Annotated in this window: 20 protein-coding genes; 5 read left to right on the forward strand and 15 right to left on the reverse strand. The window is 63.0% G+C overall.

Features of this window, described 5'->3' with window-relative positions; translation table 11 throughout:
- Positions 1-255: 255 nt before the first annotated feature.
- Positions 256-849 (forward strand): hypothetical protein, encoded by a 594-nt coding sequence (locus APH28_RS10120; protein ID WP_060508959.1) that lies wholly within the window; start codon positions 256-258, stop codon positions 847-849.
- A gap of 141 nt (positions 850-990) precedes the next feature.
- Here APH28_RS10120 and rpsA read toward each other — a convergent pair whose 3' ends face one another.
- From rpsA to mtnA, 7 genes are all read right to left on the reverse strand, one after another.
- Positions 991-2667: a 30S ribosomal protein S1 gene (gene rpsA / locus APH28_RS10125; protein ID WP_027918186.1), complete on the reverse strand. Its 1677-nt coding sequence runs from the start codon at positions 2665-2667 to the stop codon at positions 991-993.
- A 124-nt stretch (positions 2668-2791) separates the two neighbouring features.
- The gene (gene cmk / locus APH28_RS10130) at positions 2792-3478 is read right to left on the reverse strand and encodes a (d)CMP kinase (RefSeq protein ID WP_060508960.1); all 687 of its coding nucleotides are present in this window, start codon (positions 3476-3478) and stop codon (positions 2792-2794) included.
- The gene (locus APH28_RS10135; RefSeq protein ID WP_060508962.1) at positions 3475-5727 is read right to left on the reverse strand and encodes a bifunctional prephenate dehydrogenase/3-phosphoshikimate 1-carboxyvinyltransferase; all 2253 of its coding nucleotides are present in this window, start codon (positions 5725-5727) and stop codon (positions 3475-3477) included. Before APH28_RS10135 ends, cmk begins: the two co-directional genes overlap by 4 nt.
- 160 nt (positions 5728-5887) lie before the next feature.
- Positions 5888-6982, reverse strand: a complete 1095-nt coding sequence (gene pheA / locus APH28_RS10140) for a prephenate dehydratase (RefSeq protein ID WP_060508965.1) — start codon at positions 6980-6982, stop codon at positions 5888-5890.
- The gene (gene serC, locus APH28_RS10145) at positions 6982-8067 is read right to left on the reverse strand and encodes a 3-phosphoserine/phosphohydroxythreonine transaminase (protein ID WP_060509057.1); all 1086 of its coding nucleotides are present in this window, start codon (positions 8065-8067) and stop codon (positions 6982-6984) included. Before serC ends, pheA begins: the two co-directional genes overlap by 1 nt.
- Before the next feature lie 70 nt (positions 8068-8137).
- On the reverse strand, positions 8138-10909 hold the full coding sequence (gene gyrA / locus APH28_RS10150; protein ID WP_060508967.1) for a DNA gyrase subunit A: 2772 nt from the start codon (positions 10907-10909) through the stop codon (positions 8138-8140).
- Positions 10910-11212: 303 nt separating this feature from the next.
- On the reverse strand, positions 11213-12289 hold the full coding sequence (gene mtnA / locus APH28_RS10155; RefSeq protein WP_060508969.1) for an S-methyl-5-thioribose-1-phosphate isomerase: 1077 nt from the start codon (positions 12287-12289) through the stop codon (positions 11213-11215).
- A 112-nt stretch (positions 12290-12401) separates the two neighbouring features.
- Here mtnA and ubiG point away from each other — a divergent pair, with 112 nt between their 5' ends.
- The 3 genes from ubiG (at position 12402) to APH28_RS10170 (ending at position 14662) form a co-directional block, all read left to right on the forward strand.
- A complete protein-coding gene (gene ubiG, locus APH28_RS10160; RefSeq protein ID WP_027918179.1) occupies positions 12402-13100 on the forward strand; it encodes a bifunctional 2-polyprenyl-6-hydroxyphenol methylase/3-demethylubiquinol 3-O-methyltransferase UbiG in 699 nt (232 codons plus the stop codon).
- Between the two features lie 2 nt (positions 13101-13102).
- The gene (mupP, locus tag APH28_RS10165; protein WP_060508971.1) at positions 13103-13774 is read left to right on the forward strand and encodes an N-acetylmuramic acid 6-phosphate phosphatase MupP; all 672 of its coding nucleotides are present in this window, start codon (positions 13103-13105) and stop codon (positions 13772-13774) included.
- A 147-nt stretch (positions 13775-13921) separates the two neighbouring features.
- Positions 13922-14662 carry a YciK family oxidoreductase gene (locus APH28_RS10170; protein ID WP_060508973.1) on the forward strand — a complete coding sequence of 247 codons (741 nt, stop codon included), beginning with the start codon at positions 13922-13924 and terminating at the stop codon, positions 14660-14662.
- A gap of 125 nt (positions 14663-14787) precedes the next feature.
- Here the strand turns inward: APH28_RS10170 and APH28_RS10175 are convergent, their stop codons facing one another.
- The 7 genes from APH28_RS10175 to APH28_RS10205 form a co-directional block, all read right to left on the reverse strand.
- Positions 14788-15573 (reverse strand): TenA family transcriptional regulator, encoded by a 786-nt coding sequence (locus tag APH28_RS10175; protein ID WP_060508975.1) that lies wholly within the window; start codon positions 15571-15573, stop codon positions 14788-14790.
- Between the two features lie 39 nt (positions 15574-15612).
- A complete protein-coding gene (locus tag APH28_RS10180) occupies positions 15613-18069 on the reverse strand; it encodes an EAL domain-containing protein (protein ID WP_060508977.1) in 2457 nt (818 codons plus the stop codon).
- 223 nt (positions 18070-18292) lie between these two features.
- Positions 18293-20125, reverse strand: coding sequence for an ABC transporter ATP-binding protein (locus tag APH28_RS10185; RefSeq protein ID WP_060508978.1), 1833 nt, complete (start codon positions 20123-20125; stop codon positions 18293-18295).
- Positions 20118-20750, reverse strand: coding sequence for a DsbA family protein (locus APH28_RS10190; protein WP_060508980.1), 633 nt, complete (start codon positions 20748-20750; stop codon positions 20118-20120). Before APH28_RS10190 ends, APH28_RS10185 begins: the two co-directional genes overlap by 8 nt.
- 3 nt (positions 20751-20753) lie before the next feature.
- Positions 20754-21686 (reverse strand): rhodanese-related sulfurtransferase, encoded by a 933-nt coding sequence (locus tag APH28_RS10195; RefSeq protein WP_060508982.1) that lies wholly within the window; start codon positions 21684-21686, stop codon positions 20754-20756.
- Between the two features lie 109 nt (positions 21687-21795).
- Positions 21796-22092: a BolA family transcriptional regulator gene (locus APH28_RS10200; RefSeq protein ID WP_060508984.1), complete on the reverse strand. Its 297-nt coding sequence runs from the start codon at positions 22090-22092 to the stop codon at positions 21796-21798.
- A gap of 10 nt (positions 22093-22102) precedes the next feature.
- The gene (locus tag APH28_RS10205) at positions 22103-22627 is read right to left on the reverse strand and encodes a DUF2059 domain-containing protein (protein WP_060508985.1); all 525 of its coding nucleotides are present in this window, start codon (positions 22625-22627) and stop codon (positions 22103-22105) included.
- 154 nt (positions 22628-22781) lie between these two features.
- On the opposite strand from APH28_RS10205, the gene APH28_RS10210 reads away from it, so the two are divergent.
- Positions 22782-24176 (forward strand): class II fumarate hydratase, encoded by a 1395-nt coding sequence (locus tag APH28_RS10210; protein WP_060508987.1) that lies wholly within the window; start codon positions 22782-22784, stop codon positions 24174-24176.
- 141 nt (positions 24177-24317) lie between these two features.
- Here APH28_RS10210 and APH28_RS10215 read toward each other — a convergent pair whose 3' ends face one another.
- On the reverse strand, positions 24318-25277 hold the full coding sequence (locus APH28_RS10215) for a DMT family transporter (RefSeq protein WP_060508989.1): 960 nt from the start codon (positions 25275-25277) through the stop codon (positions 24318-24320).
- Positions 25278-25308 lie beyond the last annotated feature (31 nt).

The following is a 25308-nucleotide window of genomic DNA, read 5'->3' on the forward strand; positions in this document are numbered from 1 at the left end:
GAAGGATAAGAAATAAGAGCCGCCCCCCCCCCCCCCGCTTCTAGCTGCCAGGCCAGCTCTTGCCGCAGACAGTATTCATGTCACAAACCGGAAAGGTCGCCAGCGTATACATGAAAATCGTCAGCGCGACCCACCTAAGCCTTGTAGGATTTGTCATAATCGCGAGTAGGACGTATCTGCTTTGATCTGACTTAAAGCGGATTGCAAAACACCTAACTTACCTTGCTCGTTGAGTCGTACTCACAAGGATCGTTTATGCGGATCTCCCCCTTTTCGCTCGCACTTGCGACCCTCTTAAGCACCCCTGTCAGCTTTGCTCAATCCGGCGGCCAGCCACAACCTTGGGACGATGAGCCATCAGCGTTTCTCGGCGTTCCGTTTCAGGGCGACTTCAAAACCCAGGTCCCTGAATGCCCTGACAGCAGTCCCCGCCAAGCGACGCTATGCCGGACAAGCACCACGGATCCTGACAAGTATGAGATTCACGGATTACCCTACCTTCCGATCAGTTCTGGATACCAGCTTTTCGCAGCCGTGAAAGATGGCGCTGTCAGCCAGCTGATGCTGACTGGCAACTCCAGCAGCCTCGAATTGGTCAATGATTTTCTGACCGATACCCTGGGGCAACCTAGCTCAAGCCTAAGCCGTCGGATCCAGTTAAGCTCGGGCGCCTCCTATGAAATGAAGACCATCTCATGGCAAGGCAAGCGAGTCGCCGTGCATTTCCAGCGAAACGAAAGCGACCTGAGTCGCTATACCGTCACGTTCACACCTTCGGCGGCAGACCTCAAAACCTTGGGGGCTAACTCGGCAGCCGGCGCACCACGCGAACAAACAGCGGTTCGCTGACCTCAACGGGCACGGGCTTCGCCCGTGTTCTCGATGGCTTGACGCAGCGTTAAACCGGCCCACAGCAAACGAACCTGACGAAATAGCAGGCAAAAAAAAGGGTGGCCCGAAGGCCACCCCTTTTTACCGATCAAACAGAACTCAGTTCTGCTTGGCCATAGCTTCGCGCAGCAGCGCGGCCATGGTGGTGTCGGCAGCCGCTTCCGGAGCGTTTTTCAGGCTCTGGATGGCTTCACGCTCTTCAGCGTCGTCTTTCGACTTGATCGACAGGCTGATGACACGCGATTTGCGGTCAACGCTGATGATCTTGGCTTCGATCTCTTCGCCTTCCTTCAGGACGTTACGCGCGTCTTCAACGCGGTCACGGCTGATTTCGGAAGCTTTCAGAGTGGCTTCGATGTCGTCGGCCAGGGTGATGATGGCGCCTTTGGCGTCAACTTCTTTCACGATGCCCTTGACGATAGCGCCCTTGTCGTTGACAGCAACGAAGTTGGAGAACGGATCGTCTTCCAGCTGCTTGATGCCCAGGGAGATGCGCTCGCGCTCTGGGTCAACCGACAGGATGACGGTTTCCAGCTCGTCGCCCTTCTTGAAACGACGTACGGCTTCTTCGCCGGTTTCGTTCCAGGAGATGTCGGACAGGTGAACCAGACCGTCGATGCCGCCGTCCAGACCGATGAAGATACCGAAGTCGGTGATCGACTTGATGGTACCGGTGATCTTGTCACCCTTGTTGAACTGGCCGGAGAAGTCTTCCCATGGGTTGGACTTGCACTGCTTGATGCCCAGGGAAATACGACGACGCTCTTCGTCGATGTCCAGAACCATGACTTCCACTTCGTCGCCAACCTGAACGACTTTCGACGGGTGGATGTTCTTGTTGGTCCAGTCCATTTCGGAAACGTGTACCAGACCTTCAACGCCTTCTTCCAGCTCAGCGAAGCAGCCGTAGTCGGTCAGGTTGGTAACGCGAGCCTGTACACGGGTACCTTCTGGGTAACGTGCAGTGATAGCGACCCACGGATCTTCGCCCATCTGCTTCAGACCCAGCGAAACGCGGTTGCGCTCACGGTCGAACTTCAGAACGCGTACGTCGACTTCGTCGCCAACGTTAACGATTTCCGATGGGTGCTTGATGCGCTTCCAAGCCATGTCGGTGATGTGCAGCAGACCGTCGATACCGCCCAGGTCCACGAATGCGCCGTAGTCGGTGAGGTTCTTGACGATACCTTTGACTTGCTGGCCTTCCTGCAGGGTTTCCAGCAGGGCTTCGCGCTCGGCGGAGTTCTCGGCTTCCAGCACGCTGCGACGGGAAACGACAACGTTGTTGCGCTTCTGGTCCAGCTTGATGACCTTGAATTCCAGCTCTTTGCCTTCCAGGTGGGTGGTGTCGCGCACTGGGCGGACATCTACCAGGGAGCCCGGCAGGAACGCACGGATGCCGTTAACGTCGACAGTGAAGCCGCCCTTAACCTTACCGTTGATAACGCCCTTGACCACTTCTTCGGCGGCGAAAGCTGCTTCCAGAACAATCCAGCACTCGGCGCGCTTGGCTTTTTCACGGGACAGCTTGGTTTCGCCAAAGCCGTCTTCGACCGCGTCCAGCGCAACGTGAACTTCGTCACCGACCTTGATGGTCAGCTCGCCAGCTTCGTTGTAGAACTGCTCGAGCGGGATGACGCCCTCGGACTTCAGGCCAGCGTGTACGGTAACCCAGTCGCCGTCGATGTCGACAACGATACCGGAGATGATGGCACCCGGCTGAAGATTGAGGGTTTTCAGGCTTTCTTCAAAGAGTTCTGCAAAGCTTTCGCTCATTTTAATTCCTGTAGATTCGGGCGAAACATACGCCCCTCGCCACATTCCAGACAATGTGGGTTTGTTTTAAGTAAAGGAAAGCCGGCAGGACGTTGACTGGTGCCCCTGCCTGCTCTCCTGGCTATCAGACCAAGTCGCGCTGGGCGAGCTCGCTTCTGATACGTTGCAGCACCTGCTCGATGGACAACTCGGTAGAGTCCAGCTGAATGGCATCGGCCGCTGGTTTCAGCGGGGCCACTGCACGCTGGGTGTCACGCTCATCGCGCGCACGAATGTCATCTAGCAGACTCGACAGACTAACATCTTCACCTTTGCCCTTCAACTGCAGGTAGCGGCGACGGGCACGCTCCTCGGCACTGGCGGTGAGGAAGACCTTCAGCGGCGCGTCCGGAAACACCACAGTGCCCATGTCGCGACCGTCTGCGATCAGGCCTGGCATTTCCCGGAATGCCCGCTGACGCTCCAGCAGCGCGTCACGCACTGCCGGCAGCGAAGCGACCATCGAAGCACCGGCACCGACGGTTTCGGTACGGATGACCTGGCTGACGTCCTCACCTTCAAGGATGGTCTGCTGAAGCTTACCGGGCTGGGCGGCAATGAATTGCACGTCCAGATGGGCGGCAAGCTTGGTCAGCAGCTCTTCGTTGGTCAGGTCGACGCCGTGGTTGCTGGCATTGAAGGCCAACAACCGGTAAAGCGCGCCCGAGTCCAGCAGGTGCCAACCGAGCTCGCGGGCCAGCAATCCGGCGACCGTGCCTTTACCGGAGCCGCTTGGGCCGTCGATGGTGATGACCGGTACCTGGGTATTCACGCTTTGCCCTCTTCGGCGACGCGGATACCGACATCGGCGCACAGTTTGAGGAAGTTCGGGAACGAGGTGGCGACGTTGGCGCAGTCATGGATGCGGATCGGCGCGCTGGCACGCAGCGAAGCGACGCTGAAGGCCATGGCGATACGGTGGTCGCCGTGACCGTGCACTTCGCCACCGCCAAGCTGGCCACCCTCGATGATGATGCCGTCCGGGGTCGGCTCGCATTTGATGCCCAGGGTAATCAGGCCGTCGGCCATGACCTGGATGCGGTCGGATTCTTTCACCCGCAGTTCTTCGGCGCCACGCAGCACGGTACGCCCTTCGGCGCAGGCGGCGGCAACGAACAGCACCGGGAATTCGTCGATGGCCAGCGGGACCAGCTCTTCAGGGATGTCGATGCCCTTCAGCCTGGCGCCACGCACGCGCAGGTCGGCCACTGGCTCGCCGCCGACTTCACGCTGGTTCTCCAGGGTGATGTCGCCGCCCATCAGGCGCAGGATGTCGATCACGCCGGTACGGGTCGGGTTGATGCCGACGTGTTCGAGCACCAGCTCGGAGCCTTCGGCAATCGATGCAGCGACCAGGAAGAACGCCGCCGACGAGATGTCAGCCGGCACTTCGATACGGGTGGCGGTGAGTTTGCCACCGGACTGCAGTGAGGCGACCGGGCCGTTGCTTTCGACCGAGTAGCCGAAACCGCGCAGCATGCGCTCGGTATGGTCACGGGTCGGCGCAGGCTCAGTAACGGTGGTCTTGCCATCGGCGTACAGGCCGGCCAGCAAGATGCAGGATTTGACCTGGGCGCTGGCCATCGGCAGCGTGTAGGTCAGCCCCTTGAGCTTGCTGCCACCGCGAATGGTCAGCGGCGGACGGCCGTCAGGGCCGGTTTCGACCACAGCGCCCATTTCCCGCAGCGGGTTGGCCACACGGTTCATCGGGCGCTTGGACAGCGAGGCATCGCCGGTCATGGTGACGTCGAACGGCTGGCCGGCCAGCAGGCCGGAGAGCAGGCGCATCGAGGTGCCGGAGTTGCCGACATACAGCGGACCAGGCGGCGGCTTGAGACCGTGCAGGCCAACGCCATGGATGGTCACGCGGCCGTGGTTCGGGCCTTCAATGACGACACCCATGTCGCGGAATGCCTGCAGGGTCGCCAGGGCGTCCTCGCCTTCGAGGAAACCTTCGACTTCGGTCGTGCCTTCGGCCAGCGAGCCGAGCATGATCGAACGGTGGGAAATCGACTTGTCGCCCGGTACGCGGATTCGCCCGGTCAGGCGGCCACCCGGTTGGGCCAGGAAAATCAGATCGTTGGCGTTCATAGCGTCCACATAGGCCCGGCGGGCCAGGATTTTACTGAAATGCTCGCGGGCAACGCGTGCACGGGTGAAAACACCCAGCAGCTGGTGCCCGTCCCCAGCATCGACCGCGTCGCGCAAGGCGTCGAGGTCGCTGCGAAATGTGTCCAGGGTGCGCAGGACAGCCTCGCGGTTGGCGAGGAAGATGTCGTGCCACATGGTCGGGTCGCTGCCGGCGATTCGTGTGAAATCGCGGAAACCTCCCGCAGCGTACCGGAAGATGTCGAGGTTTTCATTGCGCTTGGCCAGCGAATCGACCAAGCCGAAGGCCAGCAGGTGGGGCAAGTGGCTGGTGGCGGCCAGCACTTGGTCATGGCGCTCCACCGGCATGTGCTCGACATCGGCATCCAGTGCGCGCCACAGGCGATCGACCAACGCCAGGGCGGCCGGGTCGGTTTCTTCCAGGGGCGTGAGGATGACTTTGTGACGACGGAACAGGGTGGCGTTGGCGGCCTCTACCCCACTCTGCTCGGAGCCGGCGATCGGGTGGCCGGGCACGAAGCGCGGCAGGCGCTGGCTGCTCTCGTTTACAAAAACGGCACGAGCCTCGCGCACGACATTGCCCTTGGCGCTGCCGACGTCGGTGATGATCGCGTCGCCGAGGTCGAGCCGGGCCAGGCGAGCCAATACCTTTTCCATGGCCAGGATCGGCACGGCGAGCTGGATGACATCGGCGCCGACACAGGCGGTGGCGAGGTCGGCTTCGCAGCGGTCGACTACGCCCAGGTCCACGGCCAGCTTGCGCGACGGAGCGTCAAGGTCGACGCCGACCACTTCACGGCACAGGCCGCTTTCACGCAGGCCCTTGGCGAAGGAACCGCCGATCAGGCCGAGGCCGACCACGACCAGGCGATTGATGATTGGCGCGGGTTTGGTGTTTGCTGCATTTACCACTGGTGCGAACCCTGTTCAGAAATCTTGGCAGTCTGTGAGGCCGACTGGGGCCGCTGCGCGCCCCTTCGCGGGGCAAGCCCGCTCCTACAAGGGGTTGCGAATCATTGTAGGAGCGGGCTTGCCCCGCGAAGGGCTGCGCAGCAGCCCCAAAGCCCCTGAATCAAAGCACTGCCTTTGGATAGGAACCCAGCACCTTGAGCGCCACGGCCTCCTGGCTGATCTTCTCCAGCACCGCCTTGATCAGCGGGTCGCGGTGGTGGCCGACGAAGTCGATGAAGAACACGTACGTCCACTTGCCGCTGCGCGATGGGCGGGTTTCGATACGGGTCAGGTCGATGCCGTTCTCGTGAAACGGCACCAGCAGCTCATGCAGCGCACCTGGCTTGTTGCTCATCGAGACGATGATCGAGGTCTTGTCGTCGCCGGTCGGCGGCACTTCCTGCTGACCGATCATCAGGAAGCGCGTGGAGTTGTCCGGGCGGTCTTCGATCTTTTCAGCCAGACGGGTCAGCCCATACAGGTTGGCCGCCATGTCGCCGGCGATCGCCGCCGAGTTCCACTCGCCCTTGACCCGCTTGGCCGCCTCAGCATTGCTCGACACAGCCACGCGCTCGACGTTCGGGTAATGCGCGTCCAGCCACTTGCGGCATTGGGCCAGCGACTGGGCGTGGGAGTAGATGCGGGTGATGCTGTTGGTCTTGGTGTTCTCGCCCACCAGCAGATGGTGGTGGATGCGCAGCTCGACTTCGCCGCAGATCACCATGTCGTGCTCGAGGAAGCTGTCCAGGGTGTGACTGACCGCGCCCTCGGTGGAGTTTTCCACCGGCACCACGCCGAAGTTGACGGCACCGGCCGCCACTTCACGGAACACTTCGTCGATGGCCGCCATCGGGCGGCTGACCACGGCGTGGCCGAAGTGCTTCATCGCCGCCGCCTGGGTGAAGGTACCCTCAGGGCCGAGGTAGGCAACCTTGAGTGGCTCCTCCAGGGCCAGGCAGGACGACATGATTTCGCGGAAAAGCCGCGCCATCTCTTCGTTGCCCAGCGGCCCCTTGTTGCGCTCCATCACGCGCTTGAGCACGGCGGCTTCACGCTCTGGGCGGTAGAACACCGGCTTTTCGCCCTCAGGCAGCGAAGCCGTCTTGACCCGCGCCACTTCTTCAGCGCAGCGGGCGCGGTCGCTGATCAGCTCGAGGATCTTCTCGTCGAGGCTGTCGATGCGAACGCGCAGGGCTTTGAGTTCCTGTTCGGACATCAGCCGTGCTCCTTCTCGAATTCGGCCATGTAGGCCACCAGGCCTTCTACTGCTTCAAGGCCCAGGGCGTTGTAGATCGAGGCGCGCATGCCGCCGACCGAACGGTGGCCCTTGAGGTTGAGCAGGCCACGGGCGTCGGCGCCAGCCAGGAAGGCCTTGTCCAGGCGCTCGTCAGCCAGGCGGAACGGCACGTTCATCCACGACCGGGCGTTGTGCGCGATCGGGTTGGTGTAGAACTCGCTGGCGTCGATGAAGCCGTACAGGCGGTCTTTCTTGGCGCGGTTGCGCTGCTCCATGGCTTCGACGCCACCTTGCGCCTTGAGCCACTCGAACACCAGGCCCGAGAGATACCAGGAATAGGTGGCCGGGGTGTTGTACATCGAGCCATTGTCAGCCGCGACCTTGTAATCGAGCATGGTCGGGCAGCTGCTGCGGGCTCGACCGAGCAGGTCTTCACGGACGATCACCACCACCAGGCCGCTCGGGCCGATGTTCTTCTGTGCACCGGCGTAGATCATGCCGTACTGCGAGACGTCGATCGGGCGCGAGAGGATGTCGGAGGACATGTCGACCACCAGCGGGACGTCGCCGGTTTCAGGAACCCAGTCGAACTGCAGGCCACCAATGGTCTCGTTGGACGCATAGTGGACGTAGGCAGCGTTCTTGGTCAGCTTCCACTCGTTCTGGCCAGGGATGGCCAGGTAATCGTAAGGCTTGGCGCTGGCGGCAACGTTGACGGTGCCGAAGCGGCGCGCTTCTTCGATGGCCTTTTTCGACCAGATACCGGTTTCGACGTAGTCGGCAGTGCCGTTTTCCGGCAGCAGGTTCAGCGGGATTTCGGCGAACTGCTGGCTGGCACCGCCCTGCAGGAACAGGACCTTGTAGTTGGAGGGGACGGACAGCAGGTCACGCAGGTCCTGCTCGGCCTTTTCGGCGATGGCCACGTAGTCGTCGCTGCGATGGCTCATTTCCATCACCGACAAGCCCTTGCCGTTCCAGTCCAGCATCTCGGCCTGGGCACGCTGCAACACAGCGTCAGGAAGCGCGGCAGGGCCTGCGCAGAAGTTAAAGGCTCGTTTGCTCACATCCACTCTCGCTCTGCTCTTATCAGTCAAACGGGGCGACCTTGGTCGCCCCGCTCGGGTTTACGCTTGCTTATTCCTGCGGAGCCTCTTCGGCGCCTGCAGCTTCATCGTCTGCCGCATCCGGCGCGCCGGCATCGACGCCCTCCTCGTCCGTCTCGATCACTTCATCGAGCTCTTCCTCGGAGGGCTCCTGGATACGCTCCAGCCCCACCAGTGTCTCATCGGCAGCCAGCTTGATCAGGGTCACGCCCTGAGTATTACGGCTGAGGCTGGACACCTCGCCAACCCGGGTACGCACCAGCGTGCCCTGGTCGGAAATCAGCATGATCTCTTCGCCTTCCTGCACCTGGATGGCGCCGATCAGCAGACCATTGCGCCCTTTGGTACCCATGGCGATCACACCCTGGCCACCGCGGCCGCGGCGCGGGAACTTGGACAGCGGCGTGCGCTTGCCAAAACCACGCTCGGAAGCGGTGAGGATCTGCGAGCCGGACTCGGGGATCAGCATCGAGATGATCTGCTGACCTTTACCCAGCCTCATACCGCGCACACCGCGAGCAGTACGGCCCATTTCACGGACCACGCTCTCGGCGAAGCGGATGACCTTGCCGGCGTCGGAGAACATCATGACTTCCTTGGCGCCGTCAGTGATGGCGGCGGCAATCAGGGTGTCGCCTTCCTTGAGCTTCAGGGCGATCAGGCCGTTGGAGCGCGGACGGGCGAACTGCACCAGCGGGGTCTTCTTGACGGTACCCGAGGCAGTGGCCATGAAGATGTACGCGCCGGTCGGCTCTGCAACCCATTCAGGGGTGTCGCCGTCTTCTTCGTCGACTTCTTCGGCTTCTACCAGCTCCCCTTCGAGCACGGTGTCGTCAGCCTCTTCCAGCTCTTCGTCGAGGTCGGCGTTCTGCTGCAGCGCTTCGAGGTCAATCTGCAGCATGGCGGTGATGCGCTCACCCTCCTCCAGCGGCAGCAGGTTGACCAGCGGGCGGCCGCGGGCAGCACGGGATGCTTCAGGGATCTCGTAGGTCTTCTTCCAGTACACCTTGCCCTTGCTGGAGAACAGCAGCAGCGTGGCGTGGCTGTTGGCGACCAGCAGGTGCTCGATGTAGTCCTCGTCCTTCACACCGGTCGCCGACTTGCCTTTGCCGCCGCGGCGCTGGGCCTGGTAAGCGGACAATGGCTGGGTCTTGGCATAACCACCATGGGAAATGGTCACCACGCGCTCTTCTTCCGGGATCATGTCGCCGTAGTTGAGGTCGTGGCTGGCATTGAGGATTTCGGTGCGACGGGCATCGCCGTACTCGGAACGGATCGCTTCCAGTTCCTCGCGGATCACTTCCATCAGGCGCTGGGCGCTGCTGAGGATGCGGATCAGCTCGCCGATCTGCTCCAGGATCTCCTGGTACTCGGCCAGCAGCTTCTCGTGCTCCAGGCCGGTCAGGCGGTGCAGGCGCAGATCGAGGATGGCCTGGGCCTGTTCCGGCGACAGGAAGTACTTGCCATCATGCAGGCCATACTGCTCCGGCAGGTCTTCAGGACGGCAGGAATCGGCGCCGGCGCGCTCGACCATGACCTGCACGGCGCTGGATTCCCATGGCGTGGACACCAGGGCTTCCTTGGCTTCGGACGGCGTCGGCGAGGCCTTGATCAGGGCGATGACCGGGTCGATGTTGGACAGCGCGACTGCCTGACCTTCAAGGATATGGCCACGTTCACGGGCCTTGCGCAGCTCGAACACGGTACGGCGGGTCACCACTTCACGGCGGTGACGGACGAACGCTTCGAGCAGGTCCTTGAGGTTGAGCAGGCGTGGACGACCGTCGACCAGGGCAACCACGTTGATGCCGAACACGCTCTGCAGCTGGGTCTGCTGGTAGAGGTTGTTGAGCACCACCTCCGGCACCTCGCCGCGGCGCAGCTCGATGACGATGCGCATGCCGTCCTTGTCGGACTCGTCGCGCAGCTCGGTGATGCCTTCGATTTTCTTCTCTTTGACCAGCTCGGCGATCTTCTCGATCAGGCGGGCCTTGTTCAGCTGGTACGGCAGCTCGGTGATGACGATCTGCTGGCGGCCACCGACCTTGTCGATGTCTTCGATCTCGGAGCGGGCGCGCATGTAGATGCGGCCACGGCCGGTGCGGTAGGCCTCGATGATGCCCTGGCGGCCGTTGATGATGCCGGCAGTCGGGAAATCAGGGCCCGGGATGAACTGCATCAGCTCATCGATGGTGACTTCCGGGTTGTCGATCAGCGCCAGGCAACCGTCGATGACTTCACCGAGGTTGTGTGGCGGGATGTTGGTCGCCATGCCCACGGCGATACCGCTGGAACCGTTGACCAGCAGGTTCGGGATGCGGGTCGGCATGACCGCCGGGATCTGCTCGGTGCCGTCATAGTTGGGCACCCAGTCAACAGTCTCTTTGTGCAGGTCGGCCAGCAGTTCGTGGGCCAGCTTGGTCATGCGCACTTCGGTGTATCGCATCGCCGCGGCGTTGTCGCCGTCGACCGAACCGAAGTTGCCCTGACCGTCGACCAGCAAATAGCGCAGCGAGAACGGCTGGGCCATACGCACGATGGTGTCGTAGACCGCAGTGTCGCCGTGCGGGTGGTACTTACCGATCACGTCACCGACCACACGGGCGGATTTCTTGTACGGTTTGTTCCAGTCGTTGCCCAGTTCGCTCATCGCATAGAGGACGCGACGATGCACGGGCTTCAAGCCATCACGCGCATCGGGCAGCGCTCGCCCGACAATCACGCTCATCGCGTAGTCGAGGTAAGACTGTCTCAGTTCGTCTTCGATATTGACCGGGAGGATTTCTTTGGCCAGTTCGCCCATGAGAAGCCTGATTCCTTTTTCTGGTGAAACTTCGCAGCTCCATCAAGGGCCGAACGAAGCTCGCCGCCGCAACGCATAGGGGTGCGACGACTTACGACAAATCAATGAGTTGTTGCATGGATCTGCGCAATGAAGGCCGCCTTCGTGGGCGGTCTTGGAAACTGCCGGATGTTATCACAAAGGCGGGGCGGTGGGGAGATGTGGCAGGTTGCTGCAAGCCGGTGTGAATCTTCAGAATTTCATCACCTGCGCCGGCCTCTTCGCGGCGGTTCGACGCCCCGAAAGGGCCGGCGCAAGAAAAGATCAATGCAACCGCTTGCGACACATCAACTGGGCTAGCTTGGCGGTATCCGGCCGCTCGACGATGCCGCGCTCGGTCACGATCACGTCGATCAGGTCGGCCGGGGTCACGTCGAACACCGGATTGAAGGCCTCGACCTGCGGCGCCACACGGGTACCGGCGTAATCCAGCAACTCATCGGCCTCGCGTTCTTCCAGCGGGATATCCTCACCGGTGGCCAGGTTCAGGTCAATGCTGGTGCTCGGCGCCACCACCATGAAGCGCACGCCGTGGTGCATGGCACTGACGGCCAGCTGGTAAGTGCCGATCTTGCTCGCCACATCGCCATTGGCGGCGATGCAGTCGGCGCCGACCACCACCCAGGTGATGCCTTTGGTCTTCATCAGGTGGGCCAGCGCCGAATCAGCGCACAGGGTCACCGGGATGCCTTCGTTGGCCAGCTCCCAGGCCGTCAGGCGCGAGCCTTGCAGCCAGGGGCGGGTTTCGCCGGCATACACCCGCTCCACCATGCCCTCCAGATAACCGGCGCGAATCACCCCAAGCGCCGTGCCGATCCCGCCACTGGCCAGGGCGCCGGCGTTGCCGTAGGTCAGCAAGGTCTGCGCATTGCCCTGGTGGCGACGGATCAGCTCGATGCCGTGCTGGGCCATGGTCAGGTTGGCTTCGCGATCGCTTTCATGGATGGCAATCGCTTCGGCCTCCAGCACTGCCAGCACGTTTTCTTCGCCGCGTACCCGCAGCAGGCGCTCACGCATGCGGTTCAGCGCCCAGAACAGGTTGGCTGCGGTCGGCCGGGCTTCGGCCAGGCTGAGGAAGTCCTCTTCCAGGTCCATTTCCCAGTCGCCGCCCTGGGCCAGGCGCTCTTCCAGAGCCAGGACCAGGCCGTAGGCCGCAGCAATGCCAATGGCTGCAGCGCCGCGCACGGCCATGTCGCGGATTGCCGCCACCACCTGCGCGACATTGTCGCAGGTCAGCCAGCGTTCTTCCGACGGCAGCAGGCGCTGGTCGAGCAGGTGCAGGGCGCCGCCGTGCCAGCGCATCCCGGTCACCTTCTCCGCCGCCAAAAGTCGCTCGCGCATCGCCTCTCCCCGTCGTTCGGATATCAAAAGCCGGCGATTATAGCGACCCTCGGCCGCAGACGCTCGGGTATACTGCGCCCCATTTGAAGTGCAAGTTCCAGAGGATTGTTCAATGAGCAACGTCGACCACGCCGAAATCGCCAAGTTTGAAGCCTTGGCCCACCGCTGGTGGGACCGTGAAAGCGAGTTCAAGCCGCTGCACGACATCAACCCGCTGCGCGTCAACTGGATCGACGAGCGCGTCGGCCTGGCGGGCAAGAAGGTGCTGGACGTCGGCTGCGGCGGGGGCATCCTCAGCGAGGCCATGGCCTTGCGTGGCGCTACCGTCACCGGCATCGACATGGGCGAAGCACCACTGGCCGTTGCCCAGCTGCACCAACTGGAATCGGGCGTCGAGGTCGAATACCGGCAGATCACCGCCGAAGCCCTGGCCGAAGAGATGCCCGAGCAGTTCGACGTGGTCACCTGCCTGGAGATGCTCGAGCACGTGCCTGACCCGTCCTCGGTCATCCGCGCCTGCTACCGCATGGTCAAGCCCGGCGGCCAGGTGTTCTTCTCGACCATCAACCGCAACCCCAAGGCCTATCTGCTGGCCATCGTCGGCGCCGAGTACATCCTCAAGATGCTGCCGCGCGGCACCCACGACTTCAAGAAGTTCATCCGCCCGTCCGAGCTCGGCGCCTGGAGCCGCGTCGCCGGCCTCGAGGTCAAGGACATCATCGGCCTGACCTACAACCCGCTGACCAAGCACTACAAGCTGAGCAGCGACGTTGACGTCAACTACATGATCCAGACACTGCGCGAGGAATGAGCATGCGTTTGCGAGCAGTACTCTTCGACATGGACGGCACCCTGCTGGACACGGCGCCGGACTTCATCGCCATCTGCCAGGCCATGCTCGCCGAGCGCGGCCTGCCGGCCATCGATGACCAGCTGATCCGCGACGTGATCTCCGGCGGCGCCCGCGCCATGGTGGCAGCAACCTTCGCCATGAACCCCGAGGCCGAAGGCTTCGAGGCCCTGCGCCTGGAGTTCCTCGAGCGCTACCAGCGTGACTGCGCGGTGCACAGCAAGCTATTCGACGGCATGGGCGAGCTGCTGGCCGACATCGAAAAAGGCAACCTGCTGTGGGGCGTGGTGACCAACAAGCCGGTGCGCTTCGCCGAGCCGATCATGCAGCAGTTGGGCCTGGCCGAGCGTTCGGCCCTGCTGATCTGCCCGGACCACGTGAAGAACAGCAAGCCCGACCCTGAGCCGCTGATCCTCGCCTGCAAAACCCTGGACCTGGATCCGGCCAGCGTGCTGTTCGTCGGTGACGACCTGCGCGACATCGAATCCGGCCGCGACGCTGGCACCCGCACGGCCGCGGTGCGCTACGGCTATATTCATCCAGAGGACAACCCGAACAACTGGGGCGCCGATGTGGTGGTGGACCACCCACTGGAGCTGCGCAAGGTGATCGACAGCGCCCTGTGCGGCTGCTGATCCATAACGACTGACGGCTGACCCTGTGGGAGCGGGCAAGCCCGCGAAGCAGACACCTCGGTGGCTGGCACGGGCTGCGCCCGTGTTCGCGGGCTCGCCCGCTCCCACAGGGATCGCATTCGCCCTCACGAACACAGGGAAATTTCAATGTTCGACTACACCGCCCGCCCCGGCCTGCTCGCCGGCCGCGTCATCCTGGTCACCGGTGCCGGCCGCGGCATCGGCGCCGCCGCCGCCAAGGCCTATGCCGCGCTAGGCGCCACCGTGCTGCTGCTGGGCAAGACCGAGGCCAACCTCAACGAGGTCTACGACCAGATCGAGGCCGCCGGCCACCCGCAGCCGGTGGTGATCCCGTTCAACCTGGAAACCGCCTTGCCCCACCAGTACGACGAGCTGGCGGTGATGATCGAGGAGCAGTTCGGCCGCCTCGACGGCCTGCTCAACAATGCTTCGATCATCGGCCCGCGCACGCCGCTGGAACAACTGTCGGGCGACAACTTCATGCGCGTGATGCACATCAACGTCGACGCCACCTTCATGCTCACCAGCACCCTGCTGCCGCTGCTCAAGTTGTCTGAGGACGCTTCGGTGGTGTTCACCTCCAGCAGCGTCGGGCGCAAGGGCCGGGCCTACTGGGGTGCCTACGGGGTCTCGAAGTTCGCCACCGAAGGGCTGATGCAGACCTTGGCCGATGAGCTGGAAGGTGTGGCGCCGGTGCGCTCCAACAGCATCAACCCAGGCGCCACGCGCACGGCAATGCGGGCGCAGGCTTACCCGAGCGAGAACCCGCAGAACAACCCGCTGCCGGAAGAAATCATGCCGGTCTATCTGTACCTGATGGGGCCGGATAGCAAAGCGGTGAACGGGCAGGCGCTCAACGCTCAGTAAGGCTCGAAATTGCCGGGGCTGCTTTGCAGCCCTATCGCGACACAAGGCCGCTCCTACAGGGATATGCAACCTCCTGTAGGAGCGGCCTTGTGTCGTGATAGGGCCGCAAAGCGGCCCCAGAAATGTCAGCCCGCAGCCAATGCCGGGCGCATGCGCCCTTGCTGCCGGCCTTCCAGCTGCATGCACCGCTCCAAGAACAGGTACATGCAGTCGTAACTCTTGCAGATCGCCTTGCGCAGCTCGTTGCGCAGCCCCAGGGTCGGGTTCTCGCCCGCCAGCGTGCAGATGATCTCCAGCGCCTCCCACGGGTGCGCATCATCGTACTGGGCATGCATCTTCAGCCACTTCATCGCCCGCTTGCGCTGGTCTTCCGGGAAGCCCATGGCATAGGTGTCCTCGGCGCACACCACCGCCGACCACTCACCGGTCGCACCCTCGATCGCATAGTTGGTCGCCGCCATGGCAATCGCCAGTGACTCGGTGGTGCACACGCGCCAGCACCAGTCGTTCAGGCCATTGAGCTCCGGCGGAACATCCTGGGCCTGCAGGTCGTGCAGGTGCACGCCATGGGCATGGCACCAGTTCACCCAGTAGTCGGCATGGTTGAGCTCGACGCGGATGTTGCGCATCAGCCAGCGCCGCGCCATGTCCTCGCCGGGGTGGCGGGCATAGCGGGTCTTGGTCAGGTTATGGGCCATGTACAGGGAAAACTGCTCGACCACCGGCCAGCCACCGATCAGGTACTGGCGGATGGTCGACTGGCGCAGCTCGCCGTCGCGCAGGCGCTGATAGAACTCATGCTCAACTACCCGCCGCTTGCTTTCACGGCAGTCCTCTATCAGCTGCTGGGCCCACTGAGGGTAACTGGCGGGGTCCATCAAGGGCCCGATACGTACGAATGCATCAATCACTTTCAGCTCCTTGATCCTTGTGATTTTGCGGACGTGTTTTCAGCGAAAAGTACCTGGCGCCCGATGCAGCAAGGGCCGCGCAGCAATCCGTTGGCGCTGCAGACTGTCGCAAGTGAACACCTGCGGTCGTTCAATCAGATAGCCCTGGGCGTAATCCACGCCGATCTCCTGCAAGGCCTGCTCGATCAACGGTGTTTCGACGAACTCGGCAATGGTCCGCTTGCCCATGACATGCCCGATGTGATTGATCACCTCGACCATGGCACGGTTGACCGGGTCGTCGAGCATATCTTTGACAAAACTTCCGTCGATCTTCAAGAAGTCGACGGGTAAATGTTTTAAATAGGCAAATGACGACATCCCGGCACAGAAGTCGTCCAGGGAGAACTTGCAACCCAGCCCCTTCAATTCATTGATGAAGCGGATGGCGCTGCCCAGGTTGGCAATGGCACTGGTCTCGGTGATTTCGAAGCAGATCATCCGCGGCGGAATGGCATATTCGACGAACAACCGCTGCAGGTAGTCGAGAAACTTGTCGTCGCCGATACTGGTGCCCGAAAGGTTGATCGCGCACATCGCCAGTGGCCCATCGCGGCCCTCGTCCAGGCATTGGCGGATGACCTGGAACACGCTGCGCACCACCCAACGGTCCAGGGCCGTCATCAGGCCATAGCGCTCGGCGGCCGGGATGAAACTGTCCGGAAGGATGGTGCGGCCGCTTTCGTCGTGCAAGCGCAGCAGGATCTCGATGTGGCCCGGGCCTTCAATGGCCTTCAGGGCGGCGATTTCCTGGCAATACAGGCAGAAGCGGTTTTCCTCCAGGGCCACATGCAGCCGCTGGATCCAGGCCATCTCGCCAAAGCGCATGGACAGCTCGCTGTCGTCAGCGTGGTACACCTGCACCCGGTTACGGCCCTTTTCCTTGGCCATGTAGCAGGCCATGTCGGCAGCCCGCAACGAGGCCTCCAGCGTGGCCGGCGCCTGGGCCATGTGCACCAGGCCAATACTCACGGTGGTCACAAACGGCCTGCCCTTCCACACGAAATGCAGGCTCTGCACGGCTTGGCGCAGGTTTTCGCCGATGCGCTCGGCTTGTTCGGCCGGGCAGTTTTCCAGCAGCACGCCGAATTCGTCGCCCCCCAGGCGGGCCAGGGTATCGCCTTCGCGCAGCCCCGACTGCAGCACCGCACAGATGTGCCTGAGCAACTCGTCACCGGCCGCATGGCCACTGGTGTCGTTGACCAGCTTGAACTGGTCGAGGTCGAGGAACATCAGCGAGTGCCGCCCGGCCTGGCGCACAAGGCCGTTGAGTGCCTGTTCCAGGCGGTATTCGAATTCGCGGCGGTTGGCCAGGCCAGTCAAGGCGTCATGGGTGGCCTGCCACGACAGGTTGGCGATGTACTGCCGCTCCTGGGTCATGTCGTGCAGCACCAGCACGATACCGGCCACCTGGTCGTTATTGATGATCGGCGAGCCGACCAGGTTGACCGACACCGTGCTGCCATCCAGGCGCTGAATCAGCCGAGCATGCTCGGCGCCGCCCTTGAGGCTGCCACTAAGCACCTGCTCGACCAGCGAGCACCCTTCGCCCTCCTCCTGCTCGTCGAGCAGGCTGAACAGCGCCCCCAGCGGCAGGCCAAGCGCCTGGCCGGACTGCCAGTGGGTCAACTGCTCGGCCGCAGGGTTCATGTAGCCGATATTGCCCTCGACATCGGCGGTGATCACCGCGTCACCAATCGCCTCGAGGGTGATCTGCGCCCGCTCTTTCTCCGCCCGCAGGGCATTGGCAAAGGCCTGGCGCTGAGCCAGCAGCTTGCTCGAACGGCGCCAGGCTATCGTGATGAGAAACAGTGCGGTCAGCAGGTTGGTGACCAGCAGCACCCGCAGCAGCATCCGCGAGCCTTCGCCCAAGGCATCACTGAAGGCCTTGGCAGCCGGCGTCACGCCTTCGTTAATCGCAACGATGCGACCCTTCCACTCGTTGAGCTGGGCGGCGCTGGCCTGCCCTGAGGCGAAACCATCGTGCATCTCACCGGCCAGCACATCGAGCTTGCGCAGGTAGTCGTCGCCGATGTTCCAGTATTCGATTGCCGTCTGCATGTAGCTGATCTGGCGGAAGTTGCGGTAGAACCAGATGATGCGGTCGACATCGTCCGGGTGGTTGCCGCCCTGCAGCACGGCCAGGCGGGCGCCTTCCAGGTCCGGGCTGGCCTGGTCCAGCAGTTCGCGCAGCTCGTGATCGCCCTGGGGCACGGCCATTACCTGGCGGTAGCGCTGATAGGTGCGCTCGTCGCGGTCATCGGCATACAGGTTGAGGTAATAGATGGCGTCTTTCTGCGCCTTGGACCAAAGGCTTTCGCCGGCCACGTAAGCGCGGACCGCCGACAATGCATAAAGGCTGAGGCTACCCAGCAATACCTGGAACACGACAACGGCGATGAAGGGCCAGATGATACCTACCAACCTTGGCGCTTCTTGAGTGCGATTTCCCTTCATTTAGTCCCTGTCGCAGAGCAGATAAGGCTTGGATCAACCCAGACAAGCACAGCGTAGGCCATTTGCCATCTGAGTGGAGGGGAATTTCATACCTTCATGGACGGCGCTGAATTCTTCGCGGGCACGCCCGCTCCCACAGGTACAGCAGTGGATCTGAAATCAGTGCGGCATCTGTGGGAGCGGGCGTGCCCGCGAAGAGGCCGGCATAGGCAACATGAAGCCGTCAGGTTTGCTGCAGATGCCCATACAATTTGGCATACAGCCCACCCTCGGCAATCAGCTGCTGGTGATCGCCATCCTCGGCCACATGCCCGCCGTCGAACACCAGCACGCGGTCGGCTTGCTTCACCGCCGACAAGCGGTGGGCAATGATCAGCGTGGTCCGGCCACTGAGGAAACGCGCCAATGCCTGGTGCAGGTTGTACTCGGTGGCCGCATCCAGCGCCGAGGTGGCCTCGTCGAGGATCACCACCTTGGGCTCGGCCAGGACCATGCGGGCAATCGCCAGGCGCTGGCGCTGGCCGCCAGACAGGCGCACCCCCGAGCGGCCGACCACGCTGTCCAGCCCTTGCGGCAAGGCCGCGATGGTGGCGTCCAGCTGGGCGATGCGCAGCGCCTGCCAGCAGGCCTCGTCGGTGCAGTCGCGGCCCATGGTCAGGTTGGCGCGCACGCTGTCGTTGAACAGCGACGGGTGCTGCAGCACCACTGCAACGTTCTCGCGCAGGGTCTCAAGGCCTATCTCCTGCAAGCTGGCACCGCCAAAGCGAATGGTCCCGGCCTGGGCGCTGTACAGGCCCAGCAGCAATTGCACCAGGGTGCTCTTGCCGCCACCACTGGCACCCACGATGGCGACCTTTTCACCGGGGGCGATGGCCAGGTTCAACTGGTCGAGCACCGGTTCGTCGGCATAGGCGAAGCGCAGGTCGCGTACCTCGATGCCCACCGTCTCACGGCCGGCGAACGGGTCGCTGGCCGCCGGGTACTGCGGCTCGTCGGCTCGCGACAGCAGCTCGTTGAGCCGACTCAGCGCGCCGCCGGCGGCGTAGTAGGCATATTGCAGGTTGAGCAGCTGCTCCACCGGGCCGATCATGAACCACAGGTAACTGAACACCGCCAGCATCTGACCAATCGACAGGTCGGAGAACAGCACAGTCAGCATCGCCGCCGCGCGGAAGATATCGATACCGAACTGGAACAGCAGGCCGCTGGCCCGGCCACTGGCATCGCTCTTCCATTGCGACTCCACGGCATAGTCGCGCACTTCACGGGCACGCAAGCCAAGGCGCCCGAGGAAGTAGCCCTGGCGGTTGCCAGCGCGGATTTCCTGGATGGCATCCAGGGTTTCCGACAGCGCCTGGGTAAAGCGCGAGGTGCTGTCGTTCTCGAGCTTCTTCAGATGTTTGACGCGCTTGCCCAGCTGCACGGTGAAGTAAATCACCAGCGGGTTGAACAGCAGGATCAGCAACGCCAGCTTCCAGTGCATCCAGATCAGGATCGCCGCCGTGCCGGTGAGGGTCAGCATGGCCACCAGGAAGCGGCTGAGGGTCTCGCCGACGAACTTGTCGAGGGTATCCAGGTCGGTGACCAGGTGCGTCGTCACGGTGCCACTGCCAAGGCTTTCGTATTCCTTGAGCGAGATGCGCTTGAGGCGCTCGATCAGGCGAATGCGCAGGCGATAGACGATGTCCTTGGCCAGTCCGGCGAACAGCTTGGCCTGCACCACGTTGAAGGCCAGCGCTGCCAGGCGCAGGCACAGTGTGGCCGCCAGCATCAGGCCGATGTAGCCGGCCGCCACTTGCCAACCACTCGGCAGCAGCTGGTTCATCCACTTCAGCGCCGCATCGCCGTTGCCCAGCAGCACTTCGTCGACCAGCAACGGCAGCAGCAACGGGATCGGCACGCTGCAGCAGGCTGCCAGCACAGCAACCAGGTTGGCGGTCCAGAGGTTTTTCTTGTGGTGCAGGGCCAGGCGGCGGATTTCCGCCCAGCTCAGGCGATCAGGCACAGCAGCGGGCTTCCCTGGCACAGGGTCTGGCGACCCTGGCAGGTCAAGCACAGACGGCCTGCTGCAGCCAGCGGCCAAGCAGCGGTTGCAGGCTGTCCAGCGGCTGGTAGCCGTTGGTCAGCAGGGCCAGTTGGCCATTGCGCTCGGCCAGCAGGGTCGGGAAGCCGGCGATGCCCAGGTCCTGTACCCAGCTGAAGTCCGCGCTGGTGGCGGCGCGGATGTCATGGCTGGCGAACTGCTGGGCAAAGCGCTCGCGATCAAAGCCGACCTGCTCGGCCAGCTCGACCAGTTGCGGGGCGCGAGTGACATCCATGCCCTGCTCGTAGAAGGCACGCTGGATCAGCGCCAGCAGCGGCCAGACACGCTCGGCGTCCAACTCACGGGCAGTGACCAAGGCGCGGCAGGCGGGCTCGGTATCGTAGACGAAGCCGTCCGGCATGGCGCCATCGAAACGGAACGGCTGCCCGGTGGCTTCGGCCACTGCCTGCCAGTGCTCAAGGATGTACTTGCGGGTGGAGCTGTCCAGCGCACTGCCGCCCGTGCGCAGGCCGCCTGGCACTAGCCGGGTGCTGACGCCCGCCTCGGCGGCCTGTGCGATCAGGGCCGCGGCCACCGGCGCAAAACCCCAGCACCAGGAGCACATCGGGTCCATCACATAGATCAGGCGGGCGGTCATGGCTCAAGCCTCGGCTTTGTAGTTGTAACCAATCGGGTGCGGCTGGTTGCGGGCCTTGGCCAGCTCGATCTGCTTCTGCCGGTCGATGGCGCTGCGGCGGGTCTTTTCGCTCAGGGTGTCCCAGCAATGCGGGCAGCTCACGCCTGGCGAATAGTGCTCCGACTCGCGGTCCTTGGCATCGACCGGGTGGCGGCAGGCATGGCACTGGTCGTACTCGCCCTCGCTCAGGTCATGGCGCACCGTGACGCGGTTGTCGAAGACGAAGCAGTCGCCGTCCCAGAGGCTTTCTTCCTGAGGCACTTCCTCGAAGTATTTTAGGACGCCACCTTTAAGATGATAGACCTCCTCGAAGCCTTCACCGAGCATATAGCTCGACGCTTTTTCGCAACGGATGCCGCCGGTGCAGAACATCGCAACCTTCTTGTGCTTGCTCGGGTCGAAATTGGCCTTGATGTACTCGGGGAACTCGCGGAAGGTCTCGGTCTTCGGGTCGATGGCGCCCTTGAAGGTACCGATGGCCACTTCGTAGTCGTTGCGGGTGTCGATCAGCAGCACTTCAGGGTCGCTGATCAGGGCGTTCCAGTCCTTGGGATCGACATAGGTGCCAACGGCCTGGTTCGGGTCGACGCCCGGCACGCCGAGGGTGACGATCTCTTTCTTGAGCTTGACCTTGGTGCGATAGAAGGGCTGCTCGTCGCAGTAGGATTCCTTGTGGTCGATATCGACCAGGCGCGGGTCGCTGCGCAGCCAGGCGAGCAGGCCGTCGATGCCTTCGCGGGTGGCCGAAACGGTGCCGTTGATGCCTTCGTGAGCCAGCAGCAAGGTGCCTTTGACGCCGTTGTCGAGCATGGCCTTGAGCAGCGGCTCACGCAGCTCGACGTAGTCTTCCAGGGTAACGAACTTGTACAGCGCCGCCACGACGATAGCTTGGGACATGAAATCGGTTCTCCAGGTGGTCACCCTCGTAAGGGGCGGACCGGAATGACAAATAAAAACGCGCCGACAAGCGGCGCGTTGTGCAGTCTACCAGAATGCCGGAAAGGATTCAGTGCCCGCCGCCAGCACACACCGGCGAGGCCGGTGCCACACCTGCCTTGGCCCACTCCTCGGCGGTGTAGGTGTGGATCGCCAGGGCGTGGATCTCGCCCATCAGCTCACCCATGGTGGCGTAGACCTTCTGGTGGCGCTTGACGCTGTTGAGCCCGGCGAACTGCTCGCTGACGATCACGGCCTTGTAGTGGGTTTCCTGGCCACGGCTGTGCATGTGGCTTTCGTTGAGCACTTCAAGGTGTTGTGCGGCCAGTGTGGCCAGTTGCTGCTCGATGCGTTGCTGCATGCTCATCGGCTGTGACTCACTTCTTGGCTGGAGCGGCGGCCTTGCCTGCGTTCGGGTCCAGCTCCTTGGTCATGTCGTCGAGCAGCTTGTTGACCACAGGTACTGCGGGCTCCAGGCTGGTCTGGGTCAGCTGGGCCGACTGCTGGGTCACCTTGGGCATTTCGCGCAGCACTTTCTTGCCCAGCGGCGACTCGTAGAATTTGACCAGGTCCTTGAGTTCCTGCTCGGTGAAGGTCTGGGTGTACAGGTCGACCATCTTCGGCTTCAGCTTGTTCCAGCCGATGGCGTTGTCCAGCGCGGCGTTGGCCTTGGCCTGGTAGCTCTCGAGCACCGGTTGCTTGGAGGCCGGGGCCTTGGTCTGGGCAAAGCGCTGGGCGAACATCTGCTGGACCTGCATGTACACCGGGGTGCCCAGCTTGTCGGCATTGGCCAGGGTCAGGAATTTCTCGGCGGCAGCATTGTGGCTGGCGGTGGCAGCGAGTACCTGGCCGCTGGCACAGACCAGGGCGACGGCAGCACAGAGGACACGGAGACGGGTCATTGCATTTCCTTCAGGAGGGGGAGGCGGTACCTCAGAGTAGAGCATTCTGCTCCCGCAGGGGCGCAGCGCTCAAGTGGCACGACAAGCGAATGAACCGCTCGATCGCATGAGGGCCTAAACTGCTGATTCTGACTGACAAAGGAGTGAACGCAGCATGAGCCGTATCGAGACAGACAGCCTGGGCCCGGTCGAAGTTCCTGAGGACGCCTACTGGGGCGCCCAGACCCAGCGCTCGCTGATCAACTTTGCCATTGGCAAGGAACGCATGCCGCTCGCGGTGCTGCACGCCCTGGCACTCATCAAGAAAGCCGCCGCGCGGGTCAATGACCGCAACGGCGACCTGCCTGCCGACATCGCCCGGCTGATCGAACAGGCCGCCAACGAAGTGCTCGACGGCGAACACGACGATCAGTTCCCGCTGGTGGTGTGGCAGACCGGCAGCGGCACCCAGAGCAACATGAACGTCAACGAAGTGATCGCCGGGCGCGCCAACGAACTGGCCGGCAAGGGCCGCGGTGGCAAGGCGCCGGTGCACCCCAACGACCACGTCAACCGCTCGCAGAGCTCCAACGACTGCTTCCCTACCGCCATGCACATCGCCGCCGCCCAGGCGGTACACGACAAGCTGCTGCCGGCGATTGCCGAGCTGTCGTCGGGCCTGGCCGAGCTGTCGGCGCGCCACAGCAAGCTGGTCAAGACCGGCCGCACGCACATGATGGATGCCACGCCGATCACTTTCGGCCAGGAGGTGTCGGCCTTCGTCGCCCAGCTCGACTACGCCCAGCGCGCCATCCGCGCCACCTTGCCTGCAGTGTGCGAGCTGGCTCAGGGCGGCACGGCCGTGGGCACCGGGCTGAACGCCCCGCATGGTTTTGCCGAAGCCGTGGCCGCCGAGCTGGCCGCCCTCTCTGGCCTACCCTTCGTCACGGCCCCGAACAAGTTCGCCGCCCTCGCCGGCCATGAGCCGCTGACTAGCTTGGCCGGTGCGCTGAAGACCTTGGCAGTGGCGCTGATGAAGATCGCCAACGACCTACGCCTGCTCGGCTCCGGCCCCCGTGCGGGGCTGGCCGAAGTGCGTCTGCCGGCCAATGAACCGGGCAGCTCGATCATGCCTGGCAAGGTCAACCCAACCCAGTGCGAAGCGCTGTCGATGCTGGCCTGCCAGGTATTGGGCAATGACGCGGCGATCGGCTTTGCCGCCAGCCAGGGGCACCTGCAGCTGAACGTGTTCAAGCCGGTGATCATCCACAACCTGCTGCAGTCGGTCGAACTGCTGGCCGATGGCTGTCGCAACTTCCAGCAGCACTGCGTGGCCGGGATCGAACCGGATGCCGAGCAGATGGCGGCGCACCTGGAGCGCGGTCTGATGCTGGTGACGGCGTTGAACCCGCACATTGGCTATGACAAAGCGGCGGAGATTGCCAAGAAAGCCTATGGCGAGGGCAAGACCTTGCGTGAAGCGGCGCTGGAGTTGAAGTACCTGACCAATGAACAGTTCGACCAGTGGGTAAGGCCAGAGAACATGCTTGCGCCCGGCGGCAAGGGCTGAGCAGCCGATTCCGAGGCCGGCGCGAAACCTGTAGGAGCGGCCTTGTGTCGCGAAAGGGCCGCAGGGCGGCCCCGGCAATATCAGCGCAAATGCAGAAAACCTGGGGCCGCTTCGCGGCCCTTTCGCGACACAAGGCCGCTCCTACAGGTGTGCCAATCGTGCCCTTCTGGCCTTCCACCCGGCCACCAGCGATGGCCCCAGGGCCACCAGGGTCGACCCTGCCACCACCGTCACTGCACCGACATACCCCAGGGTATTGATGTCTTCGGCGTGCACATAGTCCGGCCACACCATGGCCGCCAGCGCCACCGCAACAAAGGTCACCAATGGTGTCAGCGCCAGCGTGGCGCTCACCCGAGATGCCTCCCAATGCGCCAACGCCTCGGCAAACGCGCCATAGGCCACCAGGGTATTCAGGCAACAGGCCAGCAACAGCCACCCCTGCACCGGCGTCAGTTGCAGCGCCTCCAGCGGATGCACCCAAGGCGTCAGCAGTGCCGCACAGCTCAGATAGATGACCATCATCACCTGCTGCGAATGCCACACCGTCAGCAGCTGCTTTTGGCTAAGGGCATAGAACACCCAGATGCTGGTGGCCAGCAGAATAGTCAGCACACCGGTGGTGTAAGTGCCCAGAGAGGTCAGCAGTTCTTCCAGGCGCTGATTGAAAAACAGGCCGAAACCGCCCAGCAGCACCAGCAGGCCAATACCCTGCCCCAGACTGAAGCGTTCCTTGAACACGAACACGCTGGCCACCAGCAACAGCACCGGGCCGATCTGTACCACCAGCTGGGCGGTGCCTGGGCTCAGCAGGTTCAGGCCGATCAGGTAGAGCACATAGTTGCCCATCAAGCCGAACACGGCCACTGCCACCAGGCCTTTTCCTCTGGGCGCAAGCTTGCGCAGCGAAGGCAGGCGCCGCTGGGCGGCCAGCCAGGCGAACAGCACCCCGCCGGAGACCAGCAGGCGATACCAGGTGACTGTCACCGGGTCGACCACCTGCAATACCTGCTTGAGTTTGATCGGCAGGATGCCCCAGAGCAGCGCGGTCAGCAGTGCCAGAAACAGGCCGTAGCCCCAACGGCCAGAAGTTGTGTGCATACAGTCCTCGAATTAGCCCTTGGTGGGGGTA

It is taken from the genome of Pseudomonas sp. NBRC 111124 (assembly GCF_001320245.1).
In the GTDB taxonomy this organism is placed as follows: Bacteria; Pseudomonadota; Gammaproteobacteria; order Pseudomonadales; family Pseudomonadaceae; genus Aquipseudomonas.